The 19,967-nt window shown below is 66.8% G+C and carries 13 protein-coding genes; 9 read left to right on the top strand and 4 right to left on the bottom strand.

Features of this window, described 5'->3' with window-relative positions; all coding sequences use genetic code 11:
- The first annotated feature begins 52 nt into the window (after nucleotides 1-52).
- From NG696_RS20285 to NG696_RS20275, 3 genes are all read left to right on the top strand, one after another.
- Complete coding sequence (locus tag NG696_RS20285) at nucleotides 53-469, top strand: MGMT family protein (RefSeq protein ID WP_252567348.1); 417 nt, start codon at nucleotides 53-55, stop codon at nucleotides 467-469.
- Nucleotides 470-558: 89 nt separating this feature from the next.
- A complete protein-coding gene (locus NG696_RS20280) occupies nucleotides 559-3,891 on the top strand; it encodes an ATP-dependent helicase (protein WP_252576609.1) in 3,333 nt (1,110 codons plus the stop codon).
- Nucleotides 3,888-7,460, top strand: a complete 3,573-nt coding sequence (locus tag NG696_RS20275; protein WP_252576554.1) for an ATP-dependent helicase — start codon at nucleotides 3,888-3,890, stop codon at nucleotides 7,458-7,460. The genes NG696_RS20280 and NG696_RS20275 overlap by 4 nt, the downstream gene beginning before the upstream one ends.
- Before the next feature lie 68 nt (nucleotides 7,461-7,528).
- Here the strand turns inward: NG696_RS20275 and NG696_RS20270 are convergent, their stop codons facing one another.
- A complete protein-coding gene (locus NG696_RS20270; protein ID WP_252576553.1) occupies nucleotides 7,529-8,773 on the bottom strand; it encodes a macrolide 2'-phosphotransferase in 1,245 nt (414 codons plus the stop codon).
- A gap of 168 nt (nucleotides 8,774-8,941) precedes the next feature.
- Between NG696_RS20270 and nudC the strand changes: the two genes are divergently transcribed.
- From nudC to NG696_RS20250, 4 genes are all read left to right on the top strand, one after another.
- Entirely contained in the window at nucleotides 8,942-9,964 is a 1,023-nt protein-coding gene (gene nudC / locus NG696_RS20265) for an NAD(+) diphosphatase (protein WP_252567342.1), read from the top strand.
- Nucleotides 9,965-10,035: 71 nt separating this feature from the next.
- The gene (locus tag NG696_RS20260; protein ID WP_252576552.1) at nucleotides 10,036-12,171 is read left to right on the top strand and encodes an ATP-dependent DNA helicase UvrD2; all 2,136 of its coding nucleotides are present in this window, start codon (nucleotides 10,036-10,038) and stop codon (nucleotides 12,169-12,171) included.
- Nucleotides 12,168-12,779 carry a M48 metallopeptidase family protein gene (locus NG696_RS20255; protein ID WP_252567338.1) on the top strand — a complete coding sequence of 204 codons (612 nt, stop codon included), beginning with the start codon at nucleotides 12,168-12,170 and terminating at the stop codon, nucleotides 12,777-12,779. The genes NG696_RS20260 and NG696_RS20255 overlap by 4 nt, the downstream gene beginning before the upstream one ends.
- A gap of 130 nt (nucleotides 12,780-12,909) precedes the next feature.
- A complete protein-coding gene (locus tag NG696_RS20250) occupies nucleotides 12,910-13,533 on the top strand; it encodes a dihydrofolate reductase family protein (protein WP_252567336.1) in 624 nt (207 codons plus the stop codon).
- Here NG696_RS20250 and NG696_RS20245 read toward each other — a convergent pair.
- The 3 genes from NG696_RS20245 to NG696_RS20235 are packed head-to-tail and all read right to left on the bottom strand — an operon-like array spanning nucleotide 13,424 to nucleotide 15,412.
- Entirely contained in the window at nucleotides 13,424-13,741 is a 318-nt protein-coding gene (locus NG696_RS20245; protein ID WP_252567334.1) for a dihydrofolate reductase family protein, read from the bottom strand. The genes NG696_RS20250 and NG696_RS20245 overlap by 110 nt on opposite strands.
- Nucleotides 13,656-13,931, bottom strand: coding sequence for a dihydrofolate reductase family protein (locus tag NG696_RS20240; protein ID WP_252576551.1), 276 nt, complete (start codon nucleotides 13,929-13,931; stop codon nucleotides 13,656-13,658). Before NG696_RS20240 ends, NG696_RS20245 begins: the two co-directional genes overlap by 86 nt.
- A 59-nt stretch (nucleotides 13,932-13,990) precedes the next feature.
- Complete coding sequence (locus NG696_RS20235; protein WP_252567330.1) at nucleotides 13,991-15,412, bottom strand: zinc-dependent metalloprotease; 1,422 nt, start codon at nucleotides 15,410-15,412, stop codon at nucleotides 13,991-13,993.
- 131 nt (nucleotides 15,413-15,543) lie between these two features.
- Between NG696_RS20235 and NG696_RS20230 the strand changes: the two genes are divergently transcribed.
- Nucleotides 15,544-16,737 carry a YlbL family protein gene (locus NG696_RS20230; RefSeq protein ID WP_374208680.1) on the top strand — a complete coding sequence of 398 codons (1,194 nt, stop codon included), beginning with the start codon at nucleotides 15,544-15,546 and terminating at the stop codon, nucleotides 16,735-16,737.
- Between the two features lie 136 nt (nucleotides 16,738-16,873).
- Nucleotides 16,874-19,882, top strand: a complete 3,009-nt coding sequence (locus NG696_RS20225; RefSeq protein WP_252567328.1) for a UPF0182 family membrane protein — start codon at nucleotides 16,874-16,876, stop codon at nucleotides 19,880-19,882.
- Nucleotides 19,883-19,967: the final 85 nt, after the last annotated feature.

Genomic DNA, 19,967 nt, shown 5'->3' with positions numbered 1-19,967 from the left:
ACCGGCCAGCACCGACAGGATCCGCCAACGCCACTGCCGGTAACCTTGAGGTATGCGGACTGAGTACATTGAGGCGGTGCTCGCGCTGGTCGAGCTGGTTCCACCCGGCACCGCACTGGCCTACGGTGATGTGGCCGAGCTGCTGGGGTCCGGCGGTCCACGGCAGGTGGGCCACGCCATGAGCCACTACGGCAGCCAGGTCGCGTGGTGGCGCATCCTCAAAGCAAGCGGCCAGGGTCCGGAAGGGCACGAGGCCGAAGCCCTCCGCCACTACCTGCAGGAGGGGACGCCCCTGCTCGGCAACCACGATGCTTTCCGGCGCACCGGCGAAGGCAAATGGCGGGTGGACCTGATGGCAGCACGCTGGGCACCGGGCGAGGAAGACTTCGACCGGATCGACGCCATTGCGGAGCAGCTGGAGCGGCGGCTGCATAGATTGTCGGTGGCTGATGATGAAATGTCTGTGTGACCGTAACAATCCCCGATGTTGATACCGCCGAGTCCGCACCCACGTCAGCCAGGCCCGCGTCCGCAGCCGGACGATCCGGCGAAACGGGCCTGCGGCTTCTCCCGCCGCGGCAACTGCACGCCGATGTCCCGGCGTTGTCTGCGGACCAGCGCGACGCCGTCGACGTGCCCCACGGCTCAGGGCCCGTCCTGGTTCCCGGCGCACCGGGAACCGGAAAGTCAACGATCCTGATCGAAGCCGCCGTCCGTAGGGCCCTGCAGGACGGCGTGGACCCGGAGCGGATCCTCATCCTGGCACCCGGACGCCTCGCCGCCGACTCACTCCGCGACCGCTTCACCGCACGGCTGGACCGCAGTCTGAGCACCACACCGGCCCGGACCTGGGCAGCCTATGCGTTTGACCTGATCCGCCGGGCCAAGGCTGAGGGAATCCTTCCGCTTCCGCGCGCGCCGCGCCTCCTGTCCGGCCCGGAACAGGACCTCATCATCCGCGAACTCCTGGAGGGCCACCGGTTGCCCGGACTGGAACTTCCGTGGCCTGCGGACCTGGAAGCGGCACTGGAGACGCGCGGCTTCCGCCACGAGGTACGCCAACTCTTCGACCGGATTATCGAATCCGGCCGGACCGCCGGTGACCTGGAGGAGCTGGGCCACCAGTGCGGCCGGCCCGACTGGATCGCCGCGGCGGCGCTATACGCCGAGTACCGGGACGTCCTGGACCTGCGCATGCCGGAGGCCTTCGACCCCGCCGGCATCATCACCACGGCACGGCAGATCTTCCAGGACGAGCCTGACTTCCTGGCCTCGGAACGGGATCGTCTTCAGCTCGTGTTGGTGGACGATGTGCAGGAGGCGAACCCTGCCGTGTTCGAACTGCTCGCCGATATCGCCGCCGGCAAGGACTGCTATGTCGCCTACTCTCCGGACACCGTTGTGCAGGGCTTCCGTGGGGCCCGACCCGACCTCGTCGCTGAGCTGCCGCGCCTGCTTTCTGCGACAGCCGGCGTCATCGAGCGGCCGCTGTGGCACACCCATCGGCACGCCCCGGCCATTGCCGAGGCCTGGCTCGGCGTCGCGGGCCGGATCTCGCAGCGTGGGGGCGGCCAGCTGGCCAGGCGGCTCAAGCAGCCCGAACCCCTGGCCGGAACCGCGCACGGGCCCACCGCCGTCGTCGAACCCCAGCCGCAGTCCGCCGGCACGGTGGAAGCACACTTGGTACCGTCCCCGGTCCACGAACTCCGGTACGTTGCCCAGCGCATCCTGGACCAGCACGTCAACCATGGCCGCGACCTGGCCGAGATCGCCGTGATTGTACGTAACGGCGGCCAACTCGGTGAGCTGCAGCGCTACCTCGCGGGCCAGGGGATCCCGGTCCGTGTCCCGGTAGCCGAGTCCGCGGTCCGCGATGAAGTGGCCGTGCGCCCGCTGTTGGACGCCTACGCCATAGCCCTGGATCCCGAGTTGTTGACTCCGGAAGCCGCCGTTGCGCTGCTGACGTCGCGCATCGGGGGTGCCACGTCCATTGAATTGCGCCGGCTCCGCCAGTCGCTGAGGCGGGAAGAGCTGCTGGGCGGCGGCGGACGGACCAGCGACGCGCTGCTGGTTGAAGCATTGCTGGAGCCCGGCGCCCTGGGGACGCTGGGCCTGGAAGGCCGTTCCGCGCGCCGGACCGCCCGCATGATCCAGGCAGGGCGGAGCGCAGCCGCCGAGCCCGGCGCCAATGCCGAGACCGTGCTCTGGGCCCTGTGGCACTCCACCGGACTGGCCAACGCATGGACCGAATCTGCCCTCACCGGCGGTTCCCATGGAGCCCGAGCCGACCGGGACCTTGATGCCATGATGGCGCTCTTCCATACAGCCGAGCGCTACGTGGACCAGATGCCGGGCGCCGGGCCGGAGCAGTTCCTTGAGTACCTCCTGAACCAGGAGTTGCCGATGGATACCCTGGCCGCGCGGGCCCAGGTGGACGACGCCGTCGAGCTGATGACCCCGGCCAGTGCTGCCGGGCGGCAGTGGCCGGTGGTCATTGTGGCGGGGCTGCAGGAAGGCGTCTGGCCCAATACCCGGCTACGCGGTGAGCTGCTGGGCAGCAGCCTGTACGCTGACGCCGTCGAGCATGGGGTCAGCTATGCATTGCAGCTGGACCCGCTGAGCCGGCTGCGGGAAATCCGCTACGACGAACTCCGGAGCTTCTCCACGGCCGTTTCCAGGGCCTGCGAGATGCTGATCTGCACCGCTGTTTCGTCCGAGGACGACCAGCCGTCGTCCTTCCTCGACTATGTGGCGCCGCTTGAGCCGGGCGTCGAGGGCAGGGGCTTCACGCCGGTGGAACGGCCCATGACGCTGCGTGCCCTGGTGGCCGAACTGCGGCAATACGCGCAGCTGGATGGAAAGTATGAGCCCGAAGCCGCCGAGGCCGCCAGGGTCCTGGCCGGACTTGCCGCCGCGGAACCGGCGGTCCCGGGAGCGCATCCGGACAGCTGGTGGGGCCTGCCTCCTTTGACGACGTCGGAACCGGTTGTCCCGCCCGGAGGGACGGTTTACGTCTCGCCGTCGAAGGTGGAATCCGTGCAGAAATCACCGCTCGACTGGTTTGTGCAGGCGGCCGGCGGAGAGGCCGCCACCGACTTCGCCCGGAGCCTGGGCACCCTGGTGCACGCCATCGCGCAGGACCTGCCGGAAGCCTCCGGGGGCGAGTACGTCGCCGAACTCATCCGCCGGTGGCCAACCCTGGGGATGAAGGACAACTGGGAAGGCAAACTCGACTTCCAGCGTGCCGAAACAATGGTGCGCAAGCTCGCCCAGTACGTCCTGGTGATGCGGAGCGAGGGCCGGAGCCTGCTGGGCGTCGAGCAGGACTTTGAGGTCCGGCTGTCCGATGTTCCGCCGGCGGACACCGGGACGGACGATGCCGAGTCCGTCGGAGATTTGGCCGGCGGGACCGACCTTCCCCGCGCCGCCGTGCTCCGCGGCCAGGTTGACCGGCTGGAGATCGACGCCGAAGGAAGGCTCGTCATTGTGGACCTCAAGACGGGCAAAAGGCAGCCTGGCAAGGCAGAGCTGTCCCGCCATCCCCAGCTGGGTGCCTACCAGGCGGCGGTCCTGGCGGGCGGTTTCGCCGATGTACACGGAATGCCCGGCTCAGCAGGGCCCAACACGGTAGTACCGGGCTCACCTTTGCCGGGCGGCGCCGTGCTGGCGCAGCTCGGTACGACAACCAAAAGCCCTGGCGTCCAGCAACAGGATCCCCTGGAGGCCCAGGACAACTGGGCGCTGGACATGGTCACCGATGCGGCCGCGGTAATGTCCGGCAACAGCTTCGAAGCCAGGCATGACCCGGCAAAGAGCAGCCACGGGGGGCACGGCTGCAGGCTCCCTGAAGTCTGTCCGCTCTGTGTCCGCGGAAAGCAGGTCACCGAATGAGCCAGCCCCACGTTCCAGGGCCCCTGTTCAGCCCTGAGCAGCTGTCCAGGCTGTTGGGTGAAAAGAACACGCCGACGCCCGAACAGTCCGCCATCATTTCCTCACCCCTGGCTCCCCGGCTGGTGATCGCGGGGGCGGGCTCCGGCAAGACCGCCACCATGGCCGACCGAGTCGTCTGGCTCGTTGCCAACGGCTGGGTCAGGCCTGAGGAAGTCCTGGGCGTTACGTTCACCAGGAAGGCAGCAGGCGAGCTGGCCACGCGGATCCGGGCCAAGCTGGCGGCACTGCAGCGGGTCGCTGCCCAGGACACACGGCACGAAGTGTTCCCCGAGGGGCTGCTCAGCAGCGACGCCCTGGAGCCCAAGGTGTCCACCTACCACTCATTTGCTAGCGGCATTGTTTCTGACTACGGGCTGCGGCTGGGCGTGGAACGCGACGTTGTGCTGCTCGGCGGGGCCCAGGCCTGGCAGCTCGCCAGCGAAGTGGTGGAAGCGTTCGACGGCGAGTACAGCCACTTCAAGGCAGCCAAGTCCACGCTGGTCAAGGCAGTCATTCAGCTGGCGGGGGAGTGCGCAGAGCACCTGCAGGAACCGGCCGACGTCGAGGCCTGGCTTCTGGCGCGACTCGCTGAGTTTGAAGAACGTCCCTACGTGGCCGGGGCGAACAAAAACGCCCCCCAGGCAGCCGGTGAACTGGCCGCGATGCTGCGCACCAGGGCAAGCGTGGCTGACATGGTGGGCCGCTACGCCGCCGCCAAGAAGTCACGGGGGGCATTGGACTTCGGCGACCTGGTGGCACTTGCGGCCCGTGTGGCCCGGGAAATCCCCCTTGCTGCGGACATGGAACGCCAGCGCTACAAAGTGGTGCTCCTGGACGAGTTCCAGGACACGTCGTATGCCCAGTTGGTCCTGTTTTCGCGGCTTTTCGGCGAGGGCCACGCGGTCACCGCCGTGGGGGACCCCAATCAGTCGATATACGGCTTCCGGGGTGCTTCGGCAGGTCAGCTCTTCCACTTTGTCCGTGAATTCCCTGTCCGCGTGGACGGGGACGACGGGTCGGGACGCTTCACGCTGGCCCCTACGTCGTACCTCACGACGGCGTGGCGCAACGGCCGGGCCATCCTGTCCGCCGCCAACATCATGTCAGAGGCCTTAGGGCGCGCCGAGGCGCAGAAGGCCCCTGCCGGCAGCGCTGGTGTGGGCGCCGCCGCGGAAAGCATCACCCAAGCGGGCACCGCCGCGGCAGGTGCAATGCCCGCGGGCACGGCTACCGCGGCGGCGACTGTGCCGCCGCTGCAGCCCAGTCCCTTCGCAGTGGATGGACTCGTGGTACTGGGCCGCTTCGGCACAGACCTCGACGAAGCCGCCGCCCTTGCCGAGGACGTCATGAGGTACCGGGTAACGGACTTTGAACGTGAGGCCGACGGCACACCGGTGCCGCCGGCACTGGCTGTCCTGTGCCGGCGGCGCGCCCAGATGGAAACCATCCGGCGGGAGTTCGAGGCGCGGGGGATTGCCTACGAAATCGTGGGGCTCGGCGGACTGCTCGACACTCCCGAGATCGTTGATCTGGTGGCCACGCTCCGGGTGCTTGCCGATCCCGGACGCTCGGACTCCCTGATGCGCCTCCTGGCCGGCGCACGCTGGCGGATCGGGCCAGCAGACCTGATGGCCTTCCGAGACTGGTCCAGCCACCTCGCACGCCGTCGCGGCCGCCCCGCCGGCACGGCCACGCCGGAGGACGGGGCCGCCGACGCGTCCGACGAGGCCGTCATCGAAAGCGACCTGACGGACGGTGCCAGCCTGGTTGAAGCGCTGGACTGGCTGCCACGCGAAGATTGGACCTCTTCCAACGGTCGGTCGCTGACCGAAGTGGCCCGCGACCGCCTCGGCAGGCTCTCGACGGAACTCAGGCAGCTGCGCGGCTACCTCGGGGACGACCTCACCACCCTGCTCGGCGTAGTGGAACGCGCCATGTTGCTCGACATCGAAGTGGCAGCACGCCCGGGAACCAGCATCCACCAGGCCCGCCGAAACCTGGACGCCTTCCAGGACGCGGCGGCCGGCTTCCTGCGGACCTCGCACCGGGTGGACATCCTCGCCTTCCTTGCCTGGCTGGAAGCTGCCGCGGCCGAGGAAAACGGCCTCGAAGCTCCGCCGTCGGATATCAACCGCGAGGCTGTACAGCTGCTGACCGTCCATGCGTCCAAGGGCCTGGAATGGGACGTCGTCTTTGTTCCGGGCCTCAACGCCGGCGCCTTCCCCAGCAACAAGGATTCGCGCTGGAGCAGTGGCGCGGCGGCCCTGCCGTGGCCGCTGCGGGGGGACCGTTCGGATCTGCCCCAATGGGATACTGACCAGCCGGACCAGAAAGGCTGGCTGGATGCCGAGAGGGACTTCAAATCAGCCGTCCAGGTCCATGGTGAGGGCGAGGAACGCCGTCTGGCATACGTGGCCTACACCAGGGCAAAGCACGTCCTCTGGGTCGCCAGCGCAGCATGGGTGGGCTCCAGGGCAGGCCGTGCCGAGATGTCACCGTTCCTCGCTGAACTGGAACAGCTTGTCGGCTCCGGCCCCAACACGGCCCCGGCGGACGCCGCGGAAATCTGTGCCGCCATGGTGCACCCGGCGTCAGTGGACGAAGCCTCCCTGCCTGAAAAGAGCCCGTTGACTAGCGAAACGGAGGTGGCCAGATGGCCCTATGACCCCCTCGAAGGTCCAGTTGATGCGCGGACCGGGGAACGCCTGCGGGTTGTTCCCGGCAGGCGACTGGCCATGGAGAGCGCCGCGGCACGCGTCCGGGCAGCCTTGGAGTCCTTGATTCCTGAGGACCCTGCGCCGATTCTTGAACCTGCATCCGCCAATGAGTCCGGGCCAAGGCTCCGGGCCAATGCGGCGGGCTGGGCCAGAGAAGCTGCCTTGCTGCTGGAACGGCGGTCCAGGCGCGCCTCCGGGCAGAACGTTCATCTGCCCGGCCACATCTCTGCGTCCACGCTGGTGGATCTTGGCGAGGACCCGGCGGGGGTAGTGGGCCGGCTGCGAAGGCCTGTACCGCGTGAGCCCGGCATGTCGGCGAGAAAGGGAACGGCATTCCACGCCTGGGTTGAAGAGTACTTCGGCGCAGCCGGCATGCTGGATCTCGGCGAGGCCCCCGGCTCCGACGACCATATTGACGCCGCCTACGACCTCGACACCATGGTGGCCACCTTCAAAGCCTCGGAATGGGCCGACAGGTCACCGGCATTTGTCGAAGTGCCGGTGGAAACGCGCGTGGGAGACGTGGTGGTCCGCGGGCGCATCGACGCCGTCTTCCAGGACGCGGACGGGAGGTGGGACCTCGTGGACTGGAAAACCGGCCGCCGGCCCTCCGCTGCGCAGCTGCGGGCCAAGTCGGTGCAGCTCGCCGCGTACCGGCTGGCGTGGGCCCGGCTCAAGGGCGTGGCGGTGGAAGACGTCAGGGCCGCCTTCTTCTATGTTGCGGACAACCAAGTGGTGCGGCCGCACGACCTGGGCTCCGCTGAGGAGCTCGAACAGATCGTGGCCGCCGCCCTCGATGTCACTGCTCCGTGATGTCACTGCTCCCTGAGGTCAGTGCTCGCTGGGGTCGGCGCCCTGACGTCTGGAAGCGCTCCCTGGTGTCAGTGCTTCCTGACTTCGACGATGCTGATGGCCGCGGTGGACGTGTCCTCGGCGGAGGGGCGTACTGACGGCTTGGCTGCCGGTGCTTCGTCTGCAGAGTCTTCGTCCGCCGGTGCTTCGTCGGACGGGAGGGGCTCGGCCGGGATAGGGCTGACTTCCACTGCGGGCACCACAGGAACCGGCTCCACCGACGGGACGGGCACGGGGACGACGGTCACCGCCGGAGCAGCGGCCACACCCACCGATTGGGAATGGGCTGCCGGGGACTGGGCGGCGTCGTCGGCCGGGGCAGCCGGGGCGGGCAGCGGCTCAACACTGATGGCCTGGCCGCCGTGCTCTTCGACGTCGGCCGCGAGGGTTTCCAGCATGCCTTCGGCTTCGGCAACCATACCCGCGTCGCCGGCAGCGATGCCCTTGACCAGGTATTGCGCCAACGCGAACTCGGCAGACAGGGCAGCCCGCCGTAGCAGGTGCTGGTCCGGGGCGTCGCGGCGGCTGCCGGTGTAACCGGCAAGAACTGCATCCACGAAATCCTGTTCGTTCGAGGCAACCAGCCAGGCGAAGTCGTCGGCGGGATCCCCGATCCGCAGGTCCGTCCAGCCCGTAACGGCCGTGACGCGGCCGCTTTCCACGAGCAGGTTGTCCTCATGGAGGTCCCCGTGGACAACGCACGGGTTGAACCGCCACAGCGAGACGTCTTCAAGGGCATGTTCCCAGCGGAGCAGCAGCGACGCCGGGATTTTTCCGGTGGTGGCCGCCTGGTCGAGCTCGTTGAGCCGGCGCTGGCGGAATTCGTTGGGCGTGTAGCTGGGCAGGTCGGCATTGCTGACCAGGGAGTGCGGAAGATCATGGATGGCCGCCAGCGCTGTCCCGATTTCCCGGGCGAGCGCGGCCGGACCCGCGGTGAGTTCTTCCACACTTTGCGTGCTCCCGGCCAGATGGGAGTACACAAAGGTGCTGAGGTTGCCAAGCCGGACGCTACCGGCCACAGTGGGCATAAGGAAGGGCAGCTCGGCCCGGATGGCCGGTGCGAATGCCCGGAGGACGAGGAACTCCGTCTCGAGCCTGGCGCTGGCTTCCGCATGCCGCGGGGACCTGACCCGCCACTGTTTGTCTTCCGAATCCAGCAGCAGCGCGGAGTCGAAATCCGCGGGATCGTCCGCAGCGGAGCTAACGGCGGTTGGGGTCAGCCCGGGGACTGCCGCGGTTGCCACGGCTGCCAGTTCGATCGGTTTTCTTCTCACCGTTCCACGGTAGATTGAGTGGCGTCCAAGACAACGATGTGCGGCGGCGAGTCTCCAGATATGCTGCAAAAGTTGGCTTCCGCACCCTGTCCGGACGCCCACGCCAGATGTCCCGCCGAATGTCCCGGCCGAATGTAAATTGTCAGTCCGAGTCAGTACGGTGGAAACATGAGTCATGCGGAGTCCGCTATACCGGCCTACCAGCCGCAGGCAGCCCAGCTGCCGGCCAACCACCTGTTCGATACCGTACTGCCGGTTCTCCCGGCTGCCGTGGACCGCGGCTCCGCTGACCGTGTCAGGCCAGGCATGGTTGAGGAATTGCTGGACAGCGAGCACACGCGGGCAGTGGTCCTTGCCGGGCGGCAGGCCCTGGTGCAGGGTAACCAGCTCCTGCTGCCCGCAGCCGCCCAGCTGCTGGCTGACGTGCGGGACGGTGGCTCAGCCCCGGAGCAGGTCATCTATCTTGGCGCCGCGCTGGACGGCTCGGACCTTACCGCCGGCACCGAAATGGTCCTTGTTGTCCTTCCCGAACCTGCCGAGCCAGGCACTGCCGGAATCCCGGGCAATTCGGAGTGGGCCGGCTTCCGTGACATCGCCGCCGTCCTGAACCCCACTGACACGGCGTTGTTCGTCGAGGCCAGCGCCATCGCCAACTGGCACGCTGGCCATACGCACTGCCCCCGCTGCGGGGCCCGAACTGCCGTGGAGGCCGGCGGCTGGGTCCGCCGCTGCCCCCAGGACAGCTCGGAACACTACCCCCGGACGGATCCGGCCATCATCGTCACGGTGGTGGGGCCGGACGGACGGCTGCTGCTCGGTGGAGGCGGACCGGTTGACGCGAAGAATTACTCCACGCTGGCCGGATTCGTCGAACCAGGCGAATCCCTGGAACAGGCCGTCGTCAGGGAAATCCACGAAGAAGTGGGCGTCCGGGTCACAGGATGCCAGTACTTGGGCTCGCAGTCATGGCCGTTCCCGGCCTCCCTTATGCTTGGATTTACCGCCATCACCGAAGACGCCGTGGCAAAGCCCGACGGCGTGGAGGTAACCCGTGCGCGCTGGTTCAGCCGGGAGGAACTCCAGGACGCCGTGCTTACCGGTGAAATCACCATCTCCAGCAGGCTGTCCATCGCACGCTCGCTGATTGAGCACTGGTATGGCGGCCGGATCATGGACCGCACGGACACCTGACTCCCGGAACAGGCATCACCATTGGCCAGACGCCAGCACGTGGCAGTCGCGACAACAACAGAGCAGCAGAAGTGACCACAGAGAATTTTGACAGTGCCGAGTCCCTTGAGGAACGAATCCTTGGGGGACTTGACGCTGAACAGCGCGAGGTCGCCAGCACGCTGAATGGGCCGCTGTGCGTCCTTGCCGGTGCCGGCACCGGCAAGACCCGGGCCATTACGCACCGGATTGCCTATGGCGTGCACTCAGGGGTGTACAGTTCCCAGCGGCTCCTCGCCGTGACGTTCACCGCCCGGGCCGCCGCGGAAATGCGCAGCAGGCTGCGGGACCTTGGCGTGGGCAATGTCCAGGCGCGCACCTTCCACGCCGCCGCCTTGCGGCAGCTGCAGTTTTTCTGGCCGCAGGCGGTCGGCGGCACGCTGCCCAACCTGCTGGACCACAAGGCCCAGATGATCGCCGAAGCGTCCCGCCGCCTGCGGCTCAGCACTGACCGCGCGTCCATCCGGGACCTCGCCTCCGAAATCGAATGGGCCAAGGTCTCCATGCTGACCCCTGCCAACTACCTGGAGAACGCGCAGGGCAGGGGAACCCCGGGCGGGTTCGACCTCACCGCCGTCGCCCGGGTCTTCCAGTCCTATGAGGACGTCAAGACCGACCGCAACGTCATTGATTTTGAGGACGTACTCCTGATCACGGTGGGGATCCTGCAGGAGGACCAGAAAGTCGCGGCCACCGTCCGCGAGCAGTACCGGCATTTTGTGGTGGATGAGTACCAGGACGTTTCGCCGCTGCAGCAGCGCCTCCTGGAGCTGTGGCTGGGCGGGCGGGACGAGCTGTGCGTTGTGGGCGATGCGAGCCAGACGATCTACTCGTTTACCGGCGCTTCGCCCAAACACCTGCTGGGATTCAAGGCCCAGTACCCCGAGGCCAATGTGGTGAAACTGATCCGGGATTACCGTTCCACGCCGCAGGTGGTCAAGCTGGCCAACGATCTCCTGGCCGCACGGCGTGGCGGCGGGCCGGTGGCCGATGCCGCCTGGGCGGCTCCGCTGCAGCTGGTGGCCCAGCGGCCGGCGGGGCCCGTCCCGCAGTTCACCGAGTGCTCCGACGATGAAGCCGAAGCCGCCACGGTCGCCATCAAGATCCAGGAACTGCTCGACGCCGGCACTCCGGCGAGCCAGATCGCTGTCCTTTTCCGCACAAACGGGCAGTCCCAGGCTTACGAACAGGCGCTCGCTGCGGCCGGGATCAGTTACCAGCTCCGTGGCGGTGAACGGTTCTTCGCCCGCAAGGAAGTGCGCGACGCCATCCTTCAGCTGCGCGCGGCGACCCGGGCCGTTGCTGAAACCGCGACGCCGGAACCGCTCGGCCAGCTGGTCCGCGATATCGTGGCCTCGCTGGGCTACACGGACGCCCCGCCCCATAACGGCGGCGCGCTGCGCGAACGCTGGGAGTCCCTGGCAGCGCTGGTGGCGCTCGCGGACGAACTGGTCCACGTCCGCGGCGAGCAGTTCAGTCTGGGTGACTTCGTTAATGAACTCCAGGAGCGGTCCCTCGCGCAGCATGCTCCCACTGTCCAGGGCGTGACACTGGCTTCGCTTCACGCCGCGAAGGGTCTCGAATGGGACGCTGTGTTCCTGGTGGGCCTCTGCGAAGGCCTGATGCCCATCTCCTTTGCGGACACACCCGAAGCCGTGGATGAGGAGCGCCGCCTGCTTTACGTGGGCATCACGCGTGCCCGCGAGCACCTGTCGCTTTCCTGGTCCACGGCACGCACGCCCGGCGGCCGGGCCAACCGCAAACCCTCCCGCTTCCTCGACGGGCTCCGGCCCAACTCGGTGGCCAGCTCCAGCGCCCGCGGAAAAGGGCTGGCGCCGCGCCGGAAATCGGCGGCCCCCGCCACCTGCAGGGTCTGCGGGAGCATGCTGGCCAGCGGCGCCGAACGGAAGGTGGGCCGCTGCAACGGCTGTCCTCCCAGTTACGAAGAACAGACGTTCGATGCCCTTCGGCAGTGGCGGAAGGAAATTGCACTGGCGGCCGAGGTGCCGGCGTTTGTGGTCTTCACCGATGCCACGCTGACGGCCATCGCAGAGGCCAAACCGTCCACACTGGAGGAACTGGCGGCGCTGGCCGGCGTGGGTCCGTCCAAACTGGAACGCTACGGCGAAGACGTGCTGCGGGTGCTCGTCGAAAGTACCACCCTGTGACCCGCCGGCCGGCAGGACAGGACACCCTCCCCGTCACCACGGCGGACGGCTCACCGGTTGAAGTGCGGCGGTCGGCCCGCCGGACCAGGACCGTGGCTGCCTTCTGGGAGAACGGGACGGCCGTGGTGGCCATTCCGGCCCGGTTTACCGCCGCGCAGGAGTCTGAATGGGTGCACCGCATGCTGGAGAAGCTGCACCGCCAGGGGGAGCGGCGCTCCCGCAAAGGAAGTAAACAGCCAGCCACTGATACTGCCCTGGCTGCCCACGCCGCAGCCCTTTCGGCCCGGTACTTCGGCGGCAGGGCAGTCCCGACGTCGGTCCGCTGGGTCAGCAACCAGAACTCGCGCTGGGGCTCCGCAACGCCGTCGGAAGGATCCATCCGGCTCTCCGACAAGCTCCGGCCCATGCCGCAGTGGGTCATCGACTACGTCCTGCTGCATGAGCTCGCGCACCTGCTGGTGGCCGGGCACAACGCCGCGTTCTGGAAGCTGTTGGAGGCCTACCCCGACACGATGCGGGCCAAGGCCTTCCTGGAAGGCGTCTCGTTCGCCACCTCCCGGGGCCTGACCGCGGGCAGCAATGATTCAAACCCGGGCGACGCCGATTAGGCGTGTCTCCTAACCTTCGCCTAATGCTCGGGTCGAGCCGGGGAAAATGGTTGCTTCGCAGGGGGATCAAATGTCAGCCTCGAAGTGATCCCGTCGCCGGGGCGACGGGCAACAGGGAAAAGAGCACGGCATGGGACTCATCCATATCGACCTGTTCACCACGCTCGACGGCGTCGCGCAGGCGCCCGGCGGGCCGGACGAGGACGCTGACGGCGGCTTCGCGTTTGGCGGCTGGCAGGCGCCCCTCCTAGACGAAATCGTCGGCGAGCAGGTCGACTCCGGGATGGCGGGGATGGACGCGCTGCTGCTTGGGCGACGGACCTACGACATCTTCGCCGCATACTGGCCGGACGCGGACGGGGGAATTGCGCGGCTGTTCAACCGCCTCCCGAAATACGTGGCCTCGCGCCAATTGTCGGCCCTCGAGTGGGCCGACTCCACACTGCTGGGTCCTGATGTCGTCGCTGCCGTGCGCGAACTGCGCGACCGTCACGCGAACATCCACGTCGTTGGCAGTCTCGACTTCGTGCAGACCCTGTTCGCCGAGCGGCTCTTTGACCGGCTCACGCTGTGGGTGTATCCGATCCTCCTCGGCGGTGGAAAGAAGGTCTTCGCCGACGGGGTGGTTCCGACGAACCTCAGACTCATCGAGCCGGTCGTCGCCTCACCGAAGGGTGCGGTCCTGCAGCGCTACGCGCTCGCCGGTGGCACGCCTGGCGTCGGCGATATGTCGGCCAGCGACCAGGCAGGCTAGGTTGAAGCTGCGTTCCACGACGTAGGGCGCAACACCCTAGGCGCCGTCGCGCGAGTAGTTTGAGCGGTACCACGCCGTTGCCGAACGTCCGTGTCCCCTCGAGCCTGAGGTCCATCCGGACATCAGGGGCCTCGAACAGGGGCCGGCCCTGCCCCAGAACCACGGGATGGACGAGAATTCGGAGTTCGTCGATCAGGCCGTGCCGCATCGGCAGTGGGCCAGTAACCGGTCATCAGCTCATGGGTGACGCGCCCGAACATGAAGACCCCCATCGACCGGAACTGCCCGTTCAAGTAGCGGAGGAGTTCGTCATCCACCAGGTGCCAGCTGATGTCCCGATCGATCGTCTCGATGAATCCGTCCAAAGACACCGACATCATCAGGATGATCTTGCGCATTCGAACACCTCCAGTGGCGACGACAGGCGGCGCGGCCGCCGTCGTACCGTGCGGTCCGGCTAACCCTTGGGCTGCTCACCGTCGCCGGTGGGCTGGTCGCCGTCGTCACGGCCGTCGGAATCATCCTGCGGCGCGTTGTCGAAGCCGCCGCTCAGCAGCTTCTGCAGGGCGTCGTCCACTTCGCTGTCGCTGGCCTCGGCCAGCTGGCGGCGGCCACTGAACCCCTGCGGGTCATCGAGGTCCTCGGCGGTGGGGAGGAGGTCCGGGTGCTGCCAGATGGCATCGCGTCCGGCAATGCCCCGTTCGTCCTTCAGCGTGGCCCACAGCGTGGCAGCCTCGCGCAGGCGGCGGGGGCGCAGTTCGAGTCCCACCAGGGAAGAGAAAGCGTGTTCCGCCGGACCGCCGGTGGCACGGCGTCGCCGGACTGTTTCCCGGAGCGCACCGGCGGACGGCAGCAGCTTCTCTGTGGCCGAAGCGGTGAGCTCGTCCACCCAGCCTTCAACGAGGGCCAGGGCCGTCTCAAGTTTTTCAAGCGCCTGCTCCTGAGCAGGGGTCCGCTGCGGCATAAAGACACCCTGGGACAGCGCCTCCTGGATGCCTTCAGGGTTGCTGGGGTCCAGGTCGCGGGCCAGCTCTTCAATCCTGGAAGTGTCGATATGGATGCCGCGGGCGTAGGCCTCGATGGCGCCGAGCAAGTGGCCGCGCAGCCAGGGAACCTGGACAAACAGCCGCGCATGGGCTGCCTCGCGGACGGCCAGGAACAGCCGGATGTCGTTCTCCGGCAGGCTCAGGCCTTCCCCGAACTTGGTCACATTGGCCGGCAAGAGGGCCATTTCCAGGTCGGCCAGGGGAACACCGATGTCAGTGGAGCTGACTACCTCGGCGGACAGGGCGCCGATCGCCTGCCCCAGCTGCATCCCAAAGATCGCGCCGCCCATGTTCTGCAGCATGGACGAAGCCCCGCCCATCATGGACTTCATCTCTTCGGGCATCTGTTCGGTCATGGCGCTGGAGAGCGCGTTGGCGATGCTGTTGGCTACGGGCTCGGTCAGCCGCTTCCACGTTCCAAGGGTGGCTTCCACCCACTCGGCACGCGACCACGCACGGCCGATCAGGCCGGTGGCAGGCAGGTCGGTCACGGGATCGAGCCACAGTTCGGCCAGCCGCAGGGCCTCGTCGACTTCGCGGGTCTGCAGGGACGTGACGGACGGGTCGGCGCTGCTGGCGGCAACCCGGCGGGCGTTCTCGTGCGCGAGCTGCCAGTTGACGGGCCCTTCGGAAGGGGCGCTCATCATGGCCTGGACCTGGGAGAACATCTGGGCCAAAAGATTGGGGTCGTTCGGCAGGCCGGCTGCCTTTGCGAGTTCGGCGGGGTCGAAGTTTTCCATGCCCTTGCCGCCCATCAGGTTCTGCAGCATCTCGGTCAACGGATCCTTTGGCGTATCGTCGCCGTTGGACGGATTGAGTGGGTTGGAGGTCATGATCCCGCCGATCGTCGGTGTGACTGTTCACTTCACGGTACCCCGGGCAGGGGCGGCTGTCTGCCGGACAGGCGTCACGTTCGCTGTAGGCAAAGAGCTGGCCGGGGGCGGCACCGCGTAGTGTTGATTCAGTGACTACAACCCGCGGCGATCATCCGCAAGAGGACCACGCTCCAGAGCTCGACGCCGGCACCACAGCGAGTGCCGCAGCGCCCGGAACAGGTGTAGCCGGCCCCCCGCCAACAGGGCAGAATGCCCCCCGCAGCTCCCCGCCGGGGGACCGGCGGGTGTCCGTGATGATGCTTTCCGGCGTCCTGGCGCTGGGTCTGGGGATCGCGGCCGTCACCGTCCCGGTGCCTTATGTTGTGGAATCCCCCGGACCCACCTTCAACACAATCGGCCAGAGCCAGGGCAGCCCTGTCATCAGCGTGACGGGCCACGAAACCTATCCCGCCAAGGGAAATCTGGACCTGACCACCGTTTATGTCGATGGCGGCCCCAACGGCCCGGTGAGCGTCCTGGGTGCCTTCACCGCCTGGCTGGACGGGTCCAAGTCCGTTCACCCGGTGGAGCTGCTTTACCCCAGTGGCACCACAAAGGAGGAGGCCGACGAGCAGAGCTCCGTGGCCATGACGTCGTCGCAGGAGAATGCGGTGGCATCAGCACTCAAGGAGCTCGACATTCCCTTCGGCCAGCAGCTCCAGGCCGCGGGGCTGCCCGGTGGTTCGCCGTCCGCCGGCAAGGTTGAAAACGGCGACATCTTCGAATCGATCAACGGCAAACCCATCACATCGCTCGCCGTGGTGCAGGAGGAACTGGCCGCCGGCCAGGGAGCACCGGCCACCCTGGTGGTGCAGCGCGCAGGGGAATCCGTCACACAGACCATCACCCCCATGAACAACGGTGCGGGCCGCTACATTCTCGGAGTCATGCTCAAGTACCTGTTCACGTTTCCGTTCGACGTGAAGATTTCACTGGACAAGGTTGGCGGACCCAGTGCCGGGCTGATGTTTTCGCTTGGCATCATCGACACCGTGACGCCGGGGGACCTGACAGGCGGCAAACATGTCGCCGGAACGGGGACCATCACCCCCGACGGCACCGTAGGTCCCATCGGCGGCATCCGGCAGAAGATGCTGGGCGCGCGTGCCGGGGGAGCCACCGTATTCCTCGCCCCGGCAGAAAACTGCGACGAAGTTGTGGGCCATGTGCCGGAGGGACTGCAGGTGCTCAAAGTGGAGAACATCGCAGAGGCGCGTCACGCCGTCGAACTCGCCGGATCCGGGCAGGACCCGGGCGCTTTGCCGGTCTGCGCCAGCAACTAGACTGAGGCCAGGAACTAAGCTTTACCGCCACTCGTGGCAGATATGACGGACGTTGCCACACGCTTGACCGGTGCCGGACGTCAACCGCACGCACGCTTCTCATGTAAACCTGACGACCAGCTATGAGGTACCGAGTTTGTCCCGTCCTACCAGCCCCATCCCGCCCGGAAGACCCCCCTCGCGACGCGGGGCCCTAACGCCCACGCTGATTGTTGTTGCCATCGCAGTGGTGGGCTTCATCTTCTTCGCCAACGTATGGACTGACGTCCTCTGGTACCGGCAGCTCGGCTACTTCGAAGTGTTTGTGACAGAAAACCTCTCGCGGATCGGGATCTTCCTCGCCGGCTTCGCGCTTATGTTCCTGGCCGTCTTTTTTGCCATCCGGGTTGCCTACCACGCACGGCCCGTGTACGCGCCGGACTCCGAGATGCGCGACAACCTGAATCGCTACCAGGCCCAGCTTGAACCGGTCCGCCGCGTCGTTATGGTGGGCCTGCCCATCCTGTTCGGACTGTTCGCGGGCAGCGCCGCGGCCAGCCAATGGCAGAAAGTGCTGTTGTTCTTCAACCAGGAACCGTTCGGCCAGAGCGATCCTGAGTTCGGCCTGGACATCAGCTTCTACCTCATGACCCTTCCGTTCCTGGGATTCGTCACAGGCTTCCTGATCAGCGTGGTTGTGGTGGCCGGCATCGCCGGAATCCTCACGCACTACCTCTACGGCAGCATCCGGCTGATGGAACGCGGCGTGTTCACCAGCCGCGCGGCACAGATCCACCTCGCGGTAACCGGCGCAGCCTTCCTGATCCTGCTCGGCGCAAACTTCTGGCTGGACCGCTACGCCGCCCTGCAGGGTAACGGCGGGCGCTGGGCCGGTGCACTGTATACGGACGTGAACGCCGTGATCCCCACCAAGGCGATCCTCGCCGTGGCGGCAGGCTTGGTGGCCATCCTCTTCATCGTTGCGGCGGTCATCGGCCGCTGGCGCCTGCCGGTCATCGGCACGGCCATGCTGATCATCACCTCGATCCTGGCCGGCGGCGTGTACCCGTGGGTTATCCAGCAGTTCCAGGTGCGGCCTTCCGAGCAGACGTTGGAGAAGGACTATATCCAGCGCAACATCGAAATGACTCGGGCGGCATACGGCCTGGACCAGATTCAGGTGGACCGCTATGACGCGACGAACACTGCCAGCACCGGGGCGCTGGCCCCGGACGCCCAGACCACGGCCAACATCCGGCTCCTGGACCCCAACCTGATCTCCGATGCGTTCTCCCAGCTGGAGCAGTACCGCCCGTACTACCAGTTCCCGGAGGCACTGAACGTCGACCGCTACGAGGTTGACGGCAAGATCCAGGACACGGTCATCGCCGTGCGCGAGCTGAACCCGGCGAACGTTGCCACCAACCAGCAGGGCTGGCTCAACCAGCACGTCGTCTACACCCACGGCTACGGCGTGGTGGCGGCCAAGGGCAACAAGTTCACCGTCGACGGCAAGCCGGAGTTCCTCCAGTCGGGTATCCCGTCCACCGGTGTACTTGGCGATGACTCCACCTACGAGCCGCGGATCTACTTCGGCGAAGACTCCCCGGAGTACTCCATTGTCGGGGCGCCTGCGGGATCACCGCACCGCGAACAGGACAGGCCTTCCGGCAAGGAAGGGGACGGGGAAACCCAGTACACCTTCACCGGCAACGGCGGGCCCAACGTGGGCAGCTTCTTCAACAAGGTCCTGTACTCCATCAAGTTCCAGTCCTCGGACCTCCTCCTCTCCGACGGAGTTAACGCAGAATCCCAGATCCTGTACGACCGCAGTCCGCGTGACCGCGTGGAGAAGGTTGCCCCGTACCTCACCGTTGACGGCAACTCCTATCCGGCCGTTGTTGACGGCCGCGTCAAGTGGATCGTGGACGGGTACACTACCAGCCAGTACTACCCGTACTCGCAGCAGGAGCAGCTCTCGGCTGCCACCGCGGACTCCCAGACCACTTCAGGCCGGACGGTTGCCCTGCCGAACAGCTCGGTGAACTACATCAGGAACTCGGTCAAGGCCACGGTCGACGCCTATGACGGCTCGGTGACCCTCTATGCATGGGACGATCAGGATCCCGTCCTGAAGGCCTGGCAGAAAGTTTTCCCCGCGTCCGTGAAGCCGTACTCGGAGATGTCCGGCGATGTCATGAGCCACGTCCGTTACCCGGAAGACCTGTTCAAGGTGCAGCGGGAGCTCCTGGGCCGCTACCACGTCACGGAACCAGTGAGCTTCTACAAGAGTGACGAAGTATGGAGCGTGCCGAACGATCCCACCGTGGATACGGAAGTCAAGCAGCCGCCGTTCTATATGTCACTGCAGATGCCTGACCAGGAAAAGCCGGCCTTCCAGCTCACCTCATCCTTCATCCCGCAGATCGTTAACGGCACTGCCCGGAACGTCCTCTATGGCTTCCTGGCCGCCGACTCTGACGCCGGAAACGAGAAGGGCGTCAAAGCTGAAAGCTACGGCAAGCTGAGGCTGCTGCAGATTCCGCCGGAAACACAGGTTCCCGGGCCAGGCCAGGCCCAGAACAAGTTCAACTCCGATCCTACGGTGTCCCAGGCCTTGAACCTTCTGCGGCAGGGTGCCTCCGAAGTGCTCAACGGCAACCTGCTGACACTGCCTGTGGGCGGCGGCATCCTGTATGTCCAGCCGGTTTACCTCAAGTCGACCGGTGAGACGTCCTACCCCACCCTGCAGCGTGTGCTGGTGGCCTTCGGCGACAAGGTCGGCTTTGCGCCGACCCTCGACGGAGCCCTGAAGCAACTCTTCGGCGGCGACTCCGGCGCTGCCGCGGGCGACTCCGGCAACACCGGCCAGACCCCGCCTGTTCCTGGCACAACACCGCCGGTGAGTGCAGGTGCCCAAGCTGACCTGAAGGCCGCGCTGGATGAGGCCAACGCCGCCATCAAGGCGGGCCAGGCAGCCCTGGCGGCTGGCGACTTTGCAGCCTACGGGGAAGAGCAGAAGAAGCTCGCGGCGGCCCTGCAGAAGGCTATTGACGCCGAGGGCAAGATCCCGGCGCCGGCCCCTGAGGCGACGCCATCGCCCGAGGCGACACCGTCGCCGGAAGCCACGCCGACGGCGACGCCCTCGCCGGCGGCCAGCAACTAAGGCGTTTGACCCAGCGAGACGCACATCACGCCACCAGGATTTGGCCTCCCGTTCACNGCGTTTGACCCAGCGAGACGCACATCAC

Source organism: Pseudarthrobacter cellobiosi (genome assembly GCF_023913755.1).
GTDB classification, from domain to species: domain Bacteria; phylum Actinomycetota; class Actinomycetes; order Actinomycetales; family Micrococcaceae; genus Arthrobacter; species Arthrobacter cellobiosi.
The sequence above is the reverse complement of the archived record's forward strand: the minus strand, read 5'-3'. Positions and strand labels throughout refer to the sequence as shown.

Coding starts and splice junctions, on each gene's coding strand:
- NG696_RS20250 (WP_252567336.1), top strand. CDS start 12,910: ATGGGACTCATCCATATCGACCTGTTCACCACGCTCGACGGCGTCGCG.
- nudC (WP_252567342.1), top strand. CDS start 8,942: ATGAGTCATGCGGAGTCCGCTATACCGGCCTACCAGCCGCAGGCAGCC.
- NG696_RS20275 (WP_252576554.1), top strand. CDS start 3,888: ATGAGCCAGCCCCACGTTCCAGGGCCCCTGTTCAGCCCTGAGCAGCTG.
- NG696_RS20285 (WP_252567348.1), top strand. CDS start 53: ATGCGGACTGAGTACATTGAGGCGGTGCTCGCGCTGGTCGAGCTGGTT.
- NG696_RS20240 (WP_252576551.1), bottom strand. CDS start 13,931: ATGCGCAAGATCATCCTGATGATGTCGGTGTCTTTGGACGGATTCATC.
- NG696_RS20245 (WP_252567334.1), bottom strand. CDS start 13,741: ATGCGGCACGGCCTGATCGACGAACTCCGAATTCTCGTCCATCCCGTG.
- NG696_RS20235 (WP_252567330.1), bottom strand. CDS start 15,412: ATGACCTCCAACCCACTCAATCCGTCCAACGGCGACGATACGCCAAAG.